Source organism: Mycolicibacterium sichuanense (assembly GCF_033741125.1).
In the GTDB taxonomy this organism is placed as follows: domain Bacteria; phylum Actinomycetota; class Actinomycetes; order Mycobacteriales; family Mycobacteriaceae; genus Mycobacterium.
On sequence record NZ_JAWQPU010000006.1, the window covers coordinates 49,011 to 62,351 of the forward strand.

General features: G+C 68.3%; 12 protein-coding genes and 1 tRNA gene. 7 read left to right on the forward strand and 6 right to left on the reverse strand.

The genetic code is table 11. The features are described from left to right. Position 1 precedes the first annotated feature (1 nt). Positions 2–1,120, reverse strand: coding sequence for a PrsW family intramembrane metalloprotease (locus SBI80_RS18580; protein ID WP_318976679.1), 1,119 nt, complete (start codon positions 1,118–1,120; stop codon positions 2–4). Positions 1,121–1,325: 205 nt separating this feature from the next. Here SBI80_RS18580 and rpsA point away from each other — a divergent pair, with 205 nt between their 5' ends. Both rpsA and coaE read left to right on the forward strand, forming a co-directional pair. Beyond that, positions 1,326–2,786: a 30S ribosomal protein S1 gene (gene rpsA, locus SBI80_RS18585; protein WP_318976293.1), complete on the forward strand. Its 1,461-nt coding sequence runs from the start codon at positions 1,326–1,328 to the stop codon at positions 2,784–2,786. 75 nt (positions 2,787–2,861) lie between these two features. Further along, positions 2,862–4,073 carry a dephospho-CoA kinase gene (gene coaE / locus SBI80_RS18590; RefSeq protein ID WP_318976294.1) on the forward strand — a complete coding sequence of 404 codons (1,212 nt, stop codon included), beginning with the start codon at positions 2,862–2,864 and terminating at the stop codon, positions 4,071–4,073. 9 nt (positions 4,074–4,082) lie between these two features. Here coaE and SBI80_RS18595 read toward each other — a convergent pair whose 3' ends face one another. After that, positions 4,083–4,661, reverse strand: a complete 579-nt coding sequence (locus SBI80_RS18595) for a hypothetical protein (RefSeq protein WP_318976295.1) — start codon at positions 4,659–4,661, stop codon at positions 4,083–4,085. A gap of 11 nt (positions 4,662–4,672) precedes the next feature. Next, on the reverse strand, positions 4,673–5,179 hold the full coding sequence (locus SBI80_RS18600; RefSeq protein WP_318976680.1) for a ribonuclease FAU-1 family protein: 507 nt from the start codon (positions 5,177–5,179) through the stop codon (positions 4,673–4,675). Between the two features lie 93 nt (positions 5,180–5,272). Here SBI80_RS18600 and uvrB point away from each other — a divergent pair, with 93 nt between their 5' ends. Both uvrB and SBI80_RS18610 read left to right on the forward strand, forming a co-directional pair. Then, positions 5,273–7,435 carry an excinuclease ABC subunit UvrB gene (gene uvrB, locus SBI80_RS18605; protein WP_318976296.1) on the forward strand — a complete coding sequence of 721 codons (2,163 nt, stop codon included), beginning with the start codon at positions 5,273–5,275 and terminating at the stop codon, positions 7,433–7,435. Between the two features lie 57 nt (positions 7,436–7,492). Continuing rightward, positions 7,493–8,890, forward strand: coding sequence for an MFS transporter (locus SBI80_RS18610; RefSeq protein ID WP_318976297.1), 1,398 nt, complete (start codon positions 7,493–7,495; stop codon positions 8,888–8,890). Between the two features lie 9 nt (positions 8,891–8,899). Here SBI80_RS18610 and SBI80_RS18615 read toward each other — a convergent pair whose 3' ends face one another. Then, positions 8,900–9,604: an MgtC/SapB family protein gene (locus SBI80_RS18615; protein WP_318976298.1), complete on the reverse strand. Its 705-nt coding sequence runs from the start codon at positions 9,602–9,604 to the stop codon at positions 8,900–8,902. Positions 9,605–9,773: 169 nt separating this feature from the next. Between SBI80_RS18615 and SBI80_RS18620 the strand changes: the two genes are divergently transcribed. After that, a tRNA-Cys gene (locus SBI80_RS18620) sits at positions 9,774–9,844 on the forward strand. Between the two features lie 21 nt (positions 9,845–9,865). Here SBI80_RS18620 and SBI80_RS18625 read toward each other — a convergent pair. Beyond that, positions 9,866–10,885 (reverse strand): zinc-dependent alcohol dehydrogenase family protein, encoded by a 1,020-nt coding sequence (locus SBI80_RS18625; protein ID WP_318976299.1) that lies wholly within the window; start codon positions 10,883–10,885, stop codon positions 9,866–9,868. Between the two features lie 102 nt (positions 10,886–10,987). Between SBI80_RS18625 and SBI80_RS18630 the strand changes: the two genes are divergently transcribed. Both SBI80_RS18630 and SBI80_RS18635 read left to right on the forward strand, forming a co-directional pair. Continuing rightward, a complete protein-coding gene (locus SBI80_RS18630) occupies positions 10,988–11,854 on the forward strand; it encodes an acyl-CoA thioesterase (RefSeq protein ID WP_413232762.1) in 867 nt (288 codons plus the stop codon). 427 nt (positions 11,855–12,281) lie between these two features. After that, on the forward strand, positions 12,282–12,725 hold the full coding sequence (locus SBI80_RS18635) for a universal stress protein (RefSeq protein ID WP_318976300.1): 444 nt from the start codon (positions 12,282–12,284) through the stop codon (positions 12,723–12,725). A 27-nt stretch (positions 12,726–12,752) separates the two neighbouring features. Here SBI80_RS18635 and SBI80_RS18640 read toward each other — a convergent pair whose 3' ends face one another. Beyond that, the gene (locus tag SBI80_RS18640; RefSeq protein ID WP_318976301.1) at positions 12,753–13,253 is read right to left on the reverse strand and encodes a DUF427 domain-containing protein; all 501 of its coding nucleotides are present in this window, start codon (positions 13,251–13,253) and stop codon (positions 12,753–12,755) included. Between the last annotated feature and the right edge of the window lie 88 nt (positions 13,254–13,341).

The window sequence follows — 13,341 nt, forward strand, 5'->3', positions numbered from 1 at the left end:
GTCAAGCCGTTTTCGGACCCGCGCCGGGCACGCCAGACCCGGCCAGCCACTGCAGCGGCGGGGCGGCCGCCCGCGCGGCGTACACGCCGTACGTCTCCTCGTTCAGCAGTGCGTGCACCCGGGCGTCACCGAAGCCGCGGTCGATGCGGTCCCGGACGAAGGCCAGCTCCACCACCTGCTTGGCGAAGGCATCCACCGCCTTCGCCGCCGGCTTGCCGACGATGCGCCTCACCTCGGCGACGGCCTGCTTGCGCGTGCGGATCGAGCCGAGCCAGGTGGCCTCGTTCGCGGTGACCACACCCGCGGCGACCATGCCGGGCAGCTTGGCGGCGACGACGCGCTGTTCGCGGCGCCGGGAGGACACGGCCAGCACGATCGCCAACGTGAAGACGGGCACCATCCACAGCAGGTAGACCAAGAAGTACGTCTCGATGCCGAAGAACGACGACCCGTTCCACAACGCATGCATCGACACCGCGCCGACGTATCCGAGCAGGATGCAGCCGGCCTTGCCCCCGAGGCTTCGGCGCTGCAGTGCGGCGTAGACACCCAGCGCCGTCACGGTGGTGAACAACGGGTGGGCGAAGGGCCCCATGACGAGCCGCAGCCCCGCGGTGACCAGCGAGCCGCCGAGCGACTCGCCACCACCGATGTAGCCGATGTTCTCCAGCCACGCGAAACCCGCCGCAGTGATGCCGGCATAGACCAGGCAGTCGGTCAGCGAATTGAGTTCGTAGCGCCGCCCCGTCATCATGACTAGCAGGAACGCCCCCTTGGCGGCCTCCTCGACGATCGGGGCGACGATCGCGATGGTGACGAACTCGTCGGTGGCCGCCTGCCCGGTGGCCAGCAGCGAGCCGAAGACGAGCTCGAGGACCACCGACACCACGACTGCGACCGACGCCCCCCAGCCGAAGGCCAGCACCAACAGCCGGGGCGGCTCGGGCTCCCACCGGTCCAACCAGACGTAGGCGAGCAGGACGACGATCGTCGCCGCCGTGGCCAGCACGAACCCGACCGAGGTGCCGACCGGGTTGCCTGCGGTCAGCAGGATGACCGAGAGCCCGGCCACCATGCCCATCGCGATGATCACGCCGAGGGGCGCCCCGACCCTTCGCATCTTGCGTGGCAACGGTGGACTGGTCACCCGGCCGTAGGGGTTCGACACGTTGGCAGCGTAGCGGTGCGGTCCGACCCGGGTTTGTCCAGCGTGTGCCCCGTCGAGTACTCTCTTCGGGTACCCGTGTGCGCACGTCGCGCGTAGCACGCGTGCACATCATCATCAACCGTCCCTACGATAAAACCTGTCCGGAGCCACCCACCACATGCCAAGCCCCTCCATCACCTCGCCGCAAGTAGCCATCAACGACATTGGCTCGGCCGAGGATTTCATGGCCGCGATCGACAAGACGATCAAGTACTTCAACGATGGCGACATCGTCGAGGGAACCATCGTCAAGGTCGACCGCGACGAAGTCTTGCTCGACATCGGTTACAAGACCGAAGGCGTCATCCCCTCCCGCGAACTCTCGATCAAGCACGACGTCGACCCCTCAGAGGTTGTGTCCGTCGGTGACGAGGTCGAGGCGCTCGTCCTCACCAAGGAGGACAAGGAAGGCCGCCTGATCCTGTCCAAGAAGCGGGCTCAGTACGAGCGCGCCTGGGGCACCATCGAGGAGCTCAAGGAGAAGGACGAGGCCGTCAAGGGCACCGTCATCGAGGTCGTCAAGGGCGGCCTGATCCTCGACATCGGCCTGCGCGGCTTCCTGCCCGCGTCGTTGGTCGAGATGCGTCGGGTCCGCGATCTGCAGCCGTACATCGGCAAGGAGATCGAGGCCAAGATCATCGAGCTCGACAAGAACCGCAACAACGTGGTGCTGTCTCGCCGCGCGTGGTTGGAGCAGACCCAGTCCGAGGTGCGCAGCGAGTTCCTCAACCAGCTGCAGAAGGGCGCGGTCCGCAAGGGCGTGGTCTCCTCGATCGTCAACTTCGGTGCCTTCGTGGACCTGGGCGGCGTCGACGGCCTGGTGCACGTCTCCGAGCTGTCGTGGAAGCACATCGATCACCCGTCCGAGGTCGTCCAGGTGGGCGACGAGGTCACCGTCGAGGTGCTCGACGTCGACATGGATCGCGAGCGGGTTTCGTTGTCGCTCAAGGCGACTCAGGAAGATCCGTGGCGCCACTTCGCGCGTACCCACGCGATCGGCCAGATCGTGCCCGGCAAGGTCACCAAGCTGGTGCCGTTCGGTGCGTTCGTCCGCGTCGAAGAGGGCATCGAGGGTCTGGTGCACATCTCGGAGCTGTCCGAGCGCCACGTCGAGGTCCCGGACCAGGTGGTCCAGGTCGGCGACGACGCGATGGTCAAGGTCATCGACATCGACCTCGATCGCCGTCGTATCTCGCTGAGCCTCAAGCAGGCCAACGAGGACTACACCGAGGAGTTCGACCCGTCGAAGTACGGCATGGCCGACAGCTACGACGACGCGGGCAACTACATCTTCCCCGAGGGCTTCGACGCCGACACCAACGAATGGCTCGAGGGCTTCGAGAAGCAGCGTGACGAGTGGGAGGCCCGGTACGCCGAGGCCGAGCGCCGCCACAAGATGCACACCGCGCAGATGGAGAAGTTCGCGGCAGCCGACGCGGAGGCAGCCAGCCGGCCGGCCACCGCCAGTGGTGCCACGACGACGTCGTCGTCCAGCAGCTCGGGTGAGCCCTCCGGTGGAACGCTCGCCAGCGACGCTCAGCTCGCAGCTCTTCGGGAGAAGCTCGCCGGCAACGCCTAGTTCAGCACGTACGAACGCCCCGGCTCGTGGTGAGCCGGGGCGTTCGTCGTCTGAGCCCCCTGACACACTGATGCGGTGCTTCGTATCGGATTGACCGGCGGCATCGGCGCCGGAAAGTCGACGGTGTCCGCGACGTTCGACGAGCTCGGCGGGATCATCGTCGACGGGGACGTCATCTCGCGGGAGGTCGTCCAACCCGGCACCGAGGGACTGGCCGCCCTCGTCGAGGCGTTCGGACGCCAAATCCTGCTTCCCGACGGCACCCTGGACCGTCCGGCGCTGGCGGCGGTGGCGTTCTCCGATGACGAGAAGCGCGCAACACTCAATGGCATCGTGCATCCCCTGGTGGGCAAGCGCCGCGCCGAGTTGATCGAGGCGGCCCCCGAGGACGCGGTGATCGTAGAGGACATCCCCCTGCTGGTGGAGTCGAAGATGGCGCCGCTATTTCCGCTGGTGATCGTCGTGCACGCCGACGAGGAGGTCCGGGTCAGGCGCCTGGTCGAGCAGCGGGGGATGCCCGAGGCCGACGCCAGGGCGCGGATCGCGGCTCAGGCCACCGAGGAGCAGCGCCGTGAGGTGGCCGACGTCTGGCTCGACAACTCCGGCACCGCCGAGCAACTGGCTCAACAGGCCCGCCTGCTGTGGGACGAACGAATCATGCCCTTCGCGGAGAACCTGCGGGCCGGTCGATCGGCACCGACCCAACCGCGGTTGGTGCCCGCGGATCCGTCATGGGCCGACCAAGGCCGCCGCATCCTGGCTCGACTGCGGACAGCCTGCGGCCACCATGCGATCCGCGTCGACCACGTCGGGTCCACGGCGGTGCCGGGACTCGACGCCAAGGACGTCATCGACGTTCAGATCACGGTCGCATCGCTGGCCGTCGCGGACGAGATCGCCGGCGCCCTGCTCGCGGCGGGTTATCCGCGGATGAACACCGGCGCGGACGTCGGCAAGGGAGATGCGCGCAGTACCGTCGCCGAGTTCGATCACGCCGACGACGAGTCCCTTTGGGGCAAACGGCTCCACGCCGCGGCGGACCCCGGCCGTCCGACCAACGTGCACATCAGGGTCGACGGCTGGCCAAATCAGCAGTTCGCCCTGCTATTCGTGGACTGGCTGCGGGCCGACGCGGGGGAGTGTGCGCAATACCTCGAGCTCAAGCGTCGGGTGGCCAAGCACGGACACGCGAACACCGGTGACTATGCCGAAGCCAAGGAACCATGGTTCGCCGACGCCTACCGGCGGGCGTGGAAGTGGGCCGACGAGACGTCCTGGCGCCCCTGACGCGGAGCCTCAGGCGCCCGGAGCGGGTGCGGGTTCGGCGGGCGGTGCCGCATCGACCGGGGCGGTATTGCCGACCGGGAAGTTCGCCACCGTTCCGCAGCTGAGCACGCCGTACCCGGGATCGTCGTGCTGCGGTGTCAGCCGCGGCGCCACGAACTGATCGGCCTCGGCGATGATCTGGTCGTCGACCAGGATCTCGCAGTGCAGGCTGGCCGAGTACGGCCACTGGATGGAGACCTGCATACCGGCCTTCTGGGTCTTGCTCACCACGCCGGTCGCCTCGAACGTGCGCCCGGGAACCATCGTCGGGTTGGCGGTGTTGACCTGGTCGTCGGCGATCGCGTAGCTGATGGTGGCACCGCGGGATACGCCGTCGACCCTGGCCCGGTAGGTCACGTTGTACGGGCCGGGTCCGAGGTTGGGGGTGGCCGCATCCGTCGGCGACGGCGTGTCGGCCGACTGCTGGGTGGCGTCGGGGCCCGCGGGGACGCCGGGATCGCCGAGTGCGATCGCGGGGAACGCGAGCGCGCCGAACATCGCCATGGTCGCTGCCGCGCCCTTCAGCAATGCATGCTTAGTCGGGCTCATGACCGCAGACTTTACGCTTCCCGCCAAGTGAGGACCATCTCGTGGTCTGCCAACCATCGGTCCAGGTCATACCCGTGCCGGGCCAGACCCTCGACGGTGGTGACGGCGGTCTGGACGGCAATTGACGCACGATCCGAGCCGAGCAGCCCGCTTCGGACCGCATCGACCAACTCGTCGACGTCCTCGAGGGCCACCGCCGAACCGTCGCGGAGCACCAGGTCCAGGTAGTGATCCTCGGCGTGCCAGACTTCCCCGTCACGCGAGTAGTGCCCGACGTCGAGGTAGTAGTCCTGGTCCCGTTCGTACCCGGGGTTGAAGTGGAACACCGATACCCGAAGGCCGAGCGGGGGCAGCAGCCACGACTCCAGGTAGTGGAACTGCTCCCGGCCGGGTGTCGGCCTTGCCATGTACAGGCCCCAGGGCTGCACCACGTACAGGTCGACGGCCCGCACGATGCCCTTGGGATCGGTGTTGGTGCGGGCGGGAACGTCGAAGACTTCGCGCTTGGGAGGGTGGATGGGATCAGCCTAGGGTCGTGGGCGCCGTCGGGGAACGGACGTCCGGCTAGCACGGAATCGAACTTGTCGGTAGTTGGTTCTAACCTGGTGAACATGGCCTTCGCTACCGAATATCCCGTCGTCGCGCACTCGGAGTACCGCGCGGTCGATGACGTCGTGCGCGCTGGCGGCCGGTTCGAGGTGGTCAGCGAGTATTCCCCGGCGGGTGATCAGCCCGCGGCCATCGACGAGCTGGAGCGGCGCATCAACGCGGGGGAGCGCGACGTGGTGCTCCTCGGCGCCACCGGCACCGGCAAGTCCGCCACCACCGCGTGGCTCATCGAACGACTGCAGCGGCCCACGCTGGTGATGGCGCCGAACAAGACCCTGGCCGCCCAGCTCGCCAACGAGCTGCGGGAGATGTTGCCCAACAACGCCGTCGAGTACTTCGTCTCGTACTACGACTACTACCAACCCGAGGCGTACATCGCGCAGACCGACACCTACATCGAGAAGGACAGCTCGATCAACGACGACGTCGAGCGGCTCCGGCACTCGGCGACCTCCAACCTGCTGTCCCGTCGCGACGTCGTGGTGGTCGCCTCGGTGTCCTGCATCTACGGCCTCGGCACGCCGCAGTCCTACCTGGACCGCTCCGTCGAGCTCTCCGTCGGCGACGAGGTGCCGCGCGACGGGCTGCTCCGGCTGCTGGTCGACGTGCAGTACACCCGCAACGACATGTCCTTCACTCGCGGCACGTTCCGGGTTCGCGGGGACACCGTGGAGATCATCCCGAGCTACGAGGAACTCGCGGTGCGCATCGAATTCTTCGGCGACGAGATCGAGGCGCTGTACTACATGCACCCGTTGACCGGTGACGTGGTGCGCAAGGTCGACTCCCTGCGGGTGTTCCCCGCGACCCACTACGTGGCGGGACCGGAGCGCATGGCCCACGCCATCTCGAGCATCGAGAAGGAGCTCGAGGAGCGCCTCGCCGAACTCGAAGGCCAGGGCAAACTGCTTGAGGCGCAACGACTTCGGATGCGCACCAACTACGACGTCGAGATGATGCGCCAGGTGGGCTTCTGCTCGGGCATCGAGAACTACTCCCGGCACATCGACGGCCGCGGCCCCGGTACCGCGCCAGCCACGCTGCTGGACTACTTCCCCGAGGACTTCCTGATGGTCATCGACGAGTCGCACGTGACGGTGCCGCAGATCGGCGGCATGTACGAGGGCGACATGTCGCGCAAGCGCAACCTCGTCGACTTCGGCTTCCGGTTGCCCTCCGCCGTCGACAACCGTCCGTTGACCTGGGAGGAGTTCGCCGAACGCATCGGACAGACGGTGTACCTGTCCGCGACGCCGGGGCCGTACGAGCTGAGCCAGTCCCAGGGTGAGTTCGTCGAACAGGTGATCCGGCCGACCGGCCTGGTCGACCCGCACATCGTGGTCAAGCCGACCAAGGGCCAGATCGACGACCTGATCGGCGAGATTCGCAAGCGCACCGCCCTCGACGAACGCGTGCTGGTCACCACGCTGACCAAGAAGATGGCCGAGGACCTCACCGACTACCTGCTCGAGCTCGGTATCCGGGTGCGCTACCTGCACTCGGAGGTCGACACGCTGCGCCGCGTGGAACTGCTGCGGCAGCTACGGCTCGGCGAGTACGACGTGCTGGTCGGCATCAACCTCCTCCGCGAGGGCCTCGACCTTCCGGAGGTATCCCTGGTGGCGATCCTGGACGCCGACAAGGAAGGGTTCCTGCGGTCCGCACGCAGCCTCATCCAGACCATCGGCCGCGCCGCGCGAAACGTCTCCGGCGAAGTGCACATGTACGCCGACAAGATAACCGACTCGATGCGGGAGGCGATCGACGAAACCGAGCGCAGGCGTGCCAAGCAGATCGCCTACAACGAGGCCCACGGAGTGGACCCGCAGCCGCTACGCAAGAAGATCGCAGACATCCTCGATCAGGTGTATCGCGAGGCCGACGACACCGAGGCGACCGTCGACGTCGGAGGCTCGGGCCGCAACGCGTCCCGGGGCCGACGGGCGCAGGGCGAGCCGGGCCGCGCGGTGAGCGCCGGCATCATCGAGGGCCGCGACACCAAGAACATGCCGCGCGCCGAGCTGGCCGACCTCATCAAGGATCTGACCGCGCAGATGATGGCCGCCGCCCGGGACCTGCAGTTCGAGTTGGCGGGACGTATCCGCGACGAGATTGCCGACCTGAAGAAGGAACTGCGCGGAATGGACGCCGCGGGCCTGAAGTGAGATCCGCACGGATCGACGGTTGAGCTCAACCATGGTTGAGCTCGTACGGTTGTCCGCGTGACCCACACCGAATCCGTGCCGGCTGGCCGATGGGCCGAACTGCTCGGTCCGCGGCACCTCGGCGCCTCCACCGTGCTGGCCGGCGGTGTCGCGCTGTACGCGACCAACGAGTTCCTCACCATCAGCCTGCTGCCGACCACGGTCGCCGAGATCGGCGGGCAGCGGCTCTACGCCTGGGTGACGACGGTGTACCTCGTCGCGTCGGTGGTGGCGGCCACCACCGTGAGCGCGCTGCTCACCAAGCTCGGCCCGCGCTGGGCCTACGTGTCCGGGCTGAGCGTGTTCGGCGTCGGCAGCGCGCTGTGCGCGGTGGCGCCCTCCATGGAGTTCCTGCTGCTGGGCCGCGTCGTCCAAGGGGCCGCGGGCGGCCTGCTGGCCGGATTGGGCTACGCCGTCATCAATGCCGCACTGCCGCAATCGTTATGGACCAAGGCCTCGGCGCTGGTTTCGGCGATGTGGGGGCTCGGCACCTTGATCGGACCCGCAGCGGGCGGTTTGTTCGCCCAGTACGGCTCGTGGCGTTGGGCTTTCGGCGTCCTCGCCGTGATGACGGCCGTCATGACGGCACTGGTCCCGTTCGCCCTGCCCGCACGGGGGAGCGGTGGTGAGCGCCCGGTGGCCGACCGCATCCCGGTGTGGTCGTTGGTGCTGCTGGGTGTCGCGGCACTGATCGTCAGCGTCGCAGGACTGGTTCACCACCTTGTCGTGATGGCCGGCTTGCTGGGCGCCGGGGCGGTGCTGGTGGCGGTGTTCCTCGTCGTCGACCGCAGGACGTCTGCATCCGTGCTGCCGCCCATGGCCTTTCGCCCCGGTCCGCTGAAGTGGATCTACGTCGCACTCGGGGTGTTGATGGCGGCGACGATGGCGGACATGTACGTGCCGCTGTTCGGTCAGCGGCTGGCCCACCTGGTGCCCGTTGCGGCCGGCTTCCTCGGGGCATCGGTGGCGGTCGGGTGGACCGTCAGCGAGATCGCCAGCGCCTCAGTGGTGCGGACCCGAGTCGTCGTGCGGGTGGTGGCCATCGCCCCCCTGGTGATGGCCACGGGTTTGGCGCTGGCCGCCGCGTCCCAGGTCGTGGACGCGTCCGGAGCGATCGTCGCGACGTGGGTGGTGGCGTTGTTCATGACGGGCACCGGCATCGGGATGGCGTGGCCGCATCTGTCTGCGTGGGCGATGGGCAGCAGCGACGATCCTGCCGAGGCGCGTACCGCGGCCGCCGCCATCAACACCGTCCAGCTGATCAGCGGCGCGTTCGGCGCGGGGCTGGCGGGGGTGGTCGTCAACCTCACCGACCGTGGCGATGCGACGGCCGCGCGGTGGCTGTCCGCGGTGATGGCCGGAATCGCCGCGATCGGCGGCGTCGCATCCCATCTCGCCAGCCGCGGCCGCGGCTGAGCTCGTCGGCTAGTCGGGATCGTCGTCGAGCTGGCGGATCGCGTTGATGCCGTCGATCCGGGCGAGCAACGTCGGCGCATTCAGGATTCCGTTGCCGGACAACGTCAGTAGCACGCCGCCGGTGGGGTCGGATTCGAGCTCGGCGAGCTGCCAGCCGCGCCGCTCGCATTCCTGTAGCACCGCAGACAGGACGCCACGATTCGCCTCGTAGCTGACGTGCAGCCGAATCGAGCCGCTGAGCCGGGAGGCCAACCGCTTCGCGACGGGCATGAAGCCCAGGATGATCAGGAAGTGCATCGCCGTCACGGTGCAAGCCAGCAGCAGCAGGCCCGAGCCGGCGGCCATGCCGATCGCCGCCGACTCCCACACCGCTGCCGCGGTCGTCAGACCGTGCACCGAGCCACGCCGGAAGATGATGATGCCCGCACCCAGAAAGCCGATGCCCGAGACGATTTGGGCCGCCACGCGGGACGGGTCGACGACGACCAGACCGTCGACCAGGACGTCCTGGAAGCCGTACTTGCTGACCAGCAGGATCAACGCGGCGGCGGTGCCGACGATGGTCTGCGTGCGCAAACCGGCACTCTTGCCCTGTATCTCGCGTTCGAGCCCGATCAGGGCCGTCAACCCGAAGGCGGCGAACAGCTCGACGATCTGACGGGCGCCTTGCCCCGGGCCGCCGAAGAACGGCGGATCAGCCAGCCAGTGGATCATCCGGACAAGGTATCGCGACACGAGCGCGCTGCGAAGAATCTGCGGCGCCCGGCGGGTCACCGCCCGGCACCGCCGAAACAGGGTGCGTATGGGCCTGCCAGCGCCCTAGCGATCACGACGATCCGAAGCCTGGGCCCGCGGGCACCGCGATGGCATGGTCGTTCTCGACGCGGGTGTGGCTGAGTGGCTAGGCACCGGCCTGCAAAGCCGTTTACACGGGTTCGAATCCCGTCACTCGCTCGCAAGGGTTCGTCGGCACGGCTAGTCCAGTGTGACGACGATCTTGCCGAACGACCCGCGCTCGAGGTGGTCCAACGCGGCAGGAAGTTCGGCCAACGGATAGCGGCGGTCGATGACGGGCTTCAGGGAATTTCCGTCGATGGCCGTGACGAGATCTTCCAGGGCGCGACGGTGCCCGGTCCCGATGCCCTGGATGGTGGCGTCCTTCAACAGCAGCGGCATCACGGGGGTCGACACCTCGAAGCCCGCCAGCGCACCGATCTGATGAATGCGGCCACCGACTGCAACCACGGCCACCGCGTCCGCAAGATGTGCCCCGCCGACGATCTCCAGGACGTGGTCGGCGCCATGATCGTCGGTGAGTCGCAATACGGTCTCGACCCAGCCCTCGTCCCGCCGGTCGATGACGTGGTCCGCGCCCAACGCCGTTCCGCGCTCGAGCTTGTCGGCACTGCCGGACAGGATGACCTCGGCGCCGTGCATCTTGGCGATCTGAAGGCCGAACAGGGAAACCCCGCCCGTTCCCTCCACCAACACCGTGTGGCCGGCCCGCACCCGACCGCGTTCGACGAGTGCGAACCAGGCCGTCAGTCCGGCGCACGGTAGCGTGGCCGCCTCGGCGGGGGAGAGGGTGGCCGGCGCGCGCACCAGCCAGTCCTGCGGCAGACAGACGTACTCCGCCAGCACCCCCGGATAGTAGCCACCGAGCGTCCGGTAGGACGGGGTCCGCGCGGTCCCCGGCCGAACGCCGTCGACCCAGTCGGGCGTGAACGTCGAGATGACGTCGTCGCCGACGGCGAAGCGGATGACGTCGCGACCCACCGCGACGACGCGTCCGGCGAGGTCCGACCCCGGTGTGAAGGGGAACCTCAGCGGCAGTCCCCGGCCGCTTTCGATCACCATTTCGTCGCGGTAGTTCAGGGCCACCGCCGCGACCTCGACCAGGACCTCGCCGGGCTGCGGCTCCGGTGTCGGCACCTCGCGCAGGGTGAGCGCGTCACGGCCGATGTGGTCCATCTCCCAGCGTCGCATCGATCTCATTCGTCGTCCCCTCGTCGTGTGAAGTCCTCCGTGGTGCCGACAACGACGGCGCCCGAGATATTTCTCGGTCGCAAGGACGCCCGAGATCGGCGCTACGGCATGATGCCGGGGGTGAGCTTCCGTCCCTCGCTGGCCGACGTCGTCGCAACGTTGCAAGTCGAGCAGATCGCCGACGACGACTTCGTGGCCACCCAACTGGACAATCCCGCCCATCACATCGTCGGCGGCCACCTCGCCGGGCAGGCTCTGATGGCAGCCAGTCGCACCGCACCGGGCCGGATGCCGCACAGCGTGCACGTCTACTACCTACGGGCGGGGGACGCCCGACGGCCGGTTGACTTCCACGTGGTCCGATCGCGTGACGGCGGCACCCTGTCCACCCGGCAGATCACCGCGCGCCAGGACGGTGAGGTGCTGCTCGAGGCACTCGCATCGTTCAGCCTGCCGGTCGAGGGACTGGACTACCACGCGCCCATGGTCGAGGTCCCCGACCCCGAGTCGCTGCCGCCCGTTCAGGAAATGCTGGCCGACTACGCCGACGAGCTCGGTGGGTTCTGGGTCGCCCCGCACCCCTTCGACCTTCGTTACGTCGACCCGCCCCCGCGGGTGGCGGTCGATTTGCCCGACCCCTCACCGCGAATCAGGATGTGGTGGCGCCCAACGGATTCCGTGCCCGACGGCGAGGTGCTGCACTCCTGCCTACTGACGTACCTCTCGGGCATCACGATGCTGGAGACCGCAGCCATCGCCCGCAGGGCGACGCCGGCGACGGCGTTCTCGGCCCTCATCGACCATGCGCTCTGGTTTCACCGCCCGGTCGACCTGACCGATTGGGTGCTGTCGGATCAGTTCTCGCCCAGCGCGATCGGTGGACGCGGGCTGGCGACTGCCACCACCTACAACCGCAGCGGCCAGGTGGTGTGCATCGCCACCCAGGAGTTGTACTTCGGTCGGTCTGGCCGCGGGTAGCCGGGACCCGCCTCAGCAATCAACGCACCGCCCCGGCGCCACGGCGTCGTCGCGCCGGCTCGTTCCTGGGCCGCGGACGCGGTGCGCCGTCGGCAGACCCGCGGCCCGGTCCGCGGAGGCGACCGCCGCATCCACCGACCCGCGGCTCGCCACGTCGCCGGTCACTCGCGAAAGGTGCTGCCTACGAATGCCTTTGCAACACATCGCGGCTCAAGAGATGACATGGGTCACGTCGGCGGTCACGATGCGAGTTGCAGCGCTGACGGTCGTCCGAGCCGGGGTTGCTCACCACGCTGGCGTTCGGCGTGCACCCTGCGGTTACCATCGTGCCGGTACGACGCGCGCCATCCGAGCGAATCGGCCCCTGTCCACGTGAGGACGGGTTACTGTCTCGGGTGGCTGTGCACACAACACTGGGAGGGCATGAATGGGCGCCTATCAGACCGTTTTGGTCGGCACTGACGGTTCGGATTCATCGCTGCGCGCGGTAGATCGGGCCGCCCAGATCGCCGCTGGGGCGGACGCCAAGCTGGTGGTCGCCACCGCGTACTTCCCGCAGAGCGAGGATGCCCGCGCCGCCGACGTCCTCAAGGACGAGGGCTACAAGATGGCGGGCAACGCCCCCATCTACGCGATCCTGCGCGAGGCCAGGGAACGTGCCCACGCGGCCGGCGCCAAGAACGTGGACGAGAAGGCCGTCGTCGGCGCTCCCGTCGATGCCCTCGTCGACCTCGCCGACGAAGTCAAGGCCGACCTACTCGTCGTCGGCAACGTCGGCCTGAGCACCATCGCCGGACGCCTTCTCGGCTCGGTCCCGGCGAACGTCGCCCGCCGGTCGAAGTCCGACGTGCTGATCGTCCACACGTCCTGACGTCGCAGGGGTGGGTCACCACCCCCGTCACCACCCCATGGAGCCCGGCACGCCCTTGAACGGGCCCCGGACCCAACTGGTGATCCACCCGCCGTAGAACCCGCCCGGTTGCGGCTGGACCCGTTCACCGTTGACCGTGCAACGGTCGACCTGGGCCGCCATCACGGCGACCGCCCCGGTGATCGGCTCGAAGCCGCGGGTCGGGTCCAGATAGGTCCAGCCGGCACGTTCGGCGACGCGACCGTCGGTGACCAGGTCGTAGTAGGAGGCCACGCCCTTCCACTCGCACCACGACGCGCCAGGAGCCGCGCGAAGGACGCCGTCCCGGAATGCCGAGGGCGGCAGGTAGTAGGTGGGCGGATGGCTGGTCTCGAGCACCCGCCAGGCGCGGTCGGTCGAGGCGACGGTGACCCCGCCCAGCTCGATGGTGATCGATCCGGCGAACGTCTCCAGGCGCGGCGGGCGGGGATAGTCCCACACCGATTCCTGTCCTGGGCCGGTCACGTCCGGGGTTGGCCAACGCGTCATGCCCGTGATCCTCCCGGCGAGCACGAGCCGACTGCGAGGGAACCGGCGAGACGTCGCAGTGGCGTCACATTCGACGGATGGCGGCAGG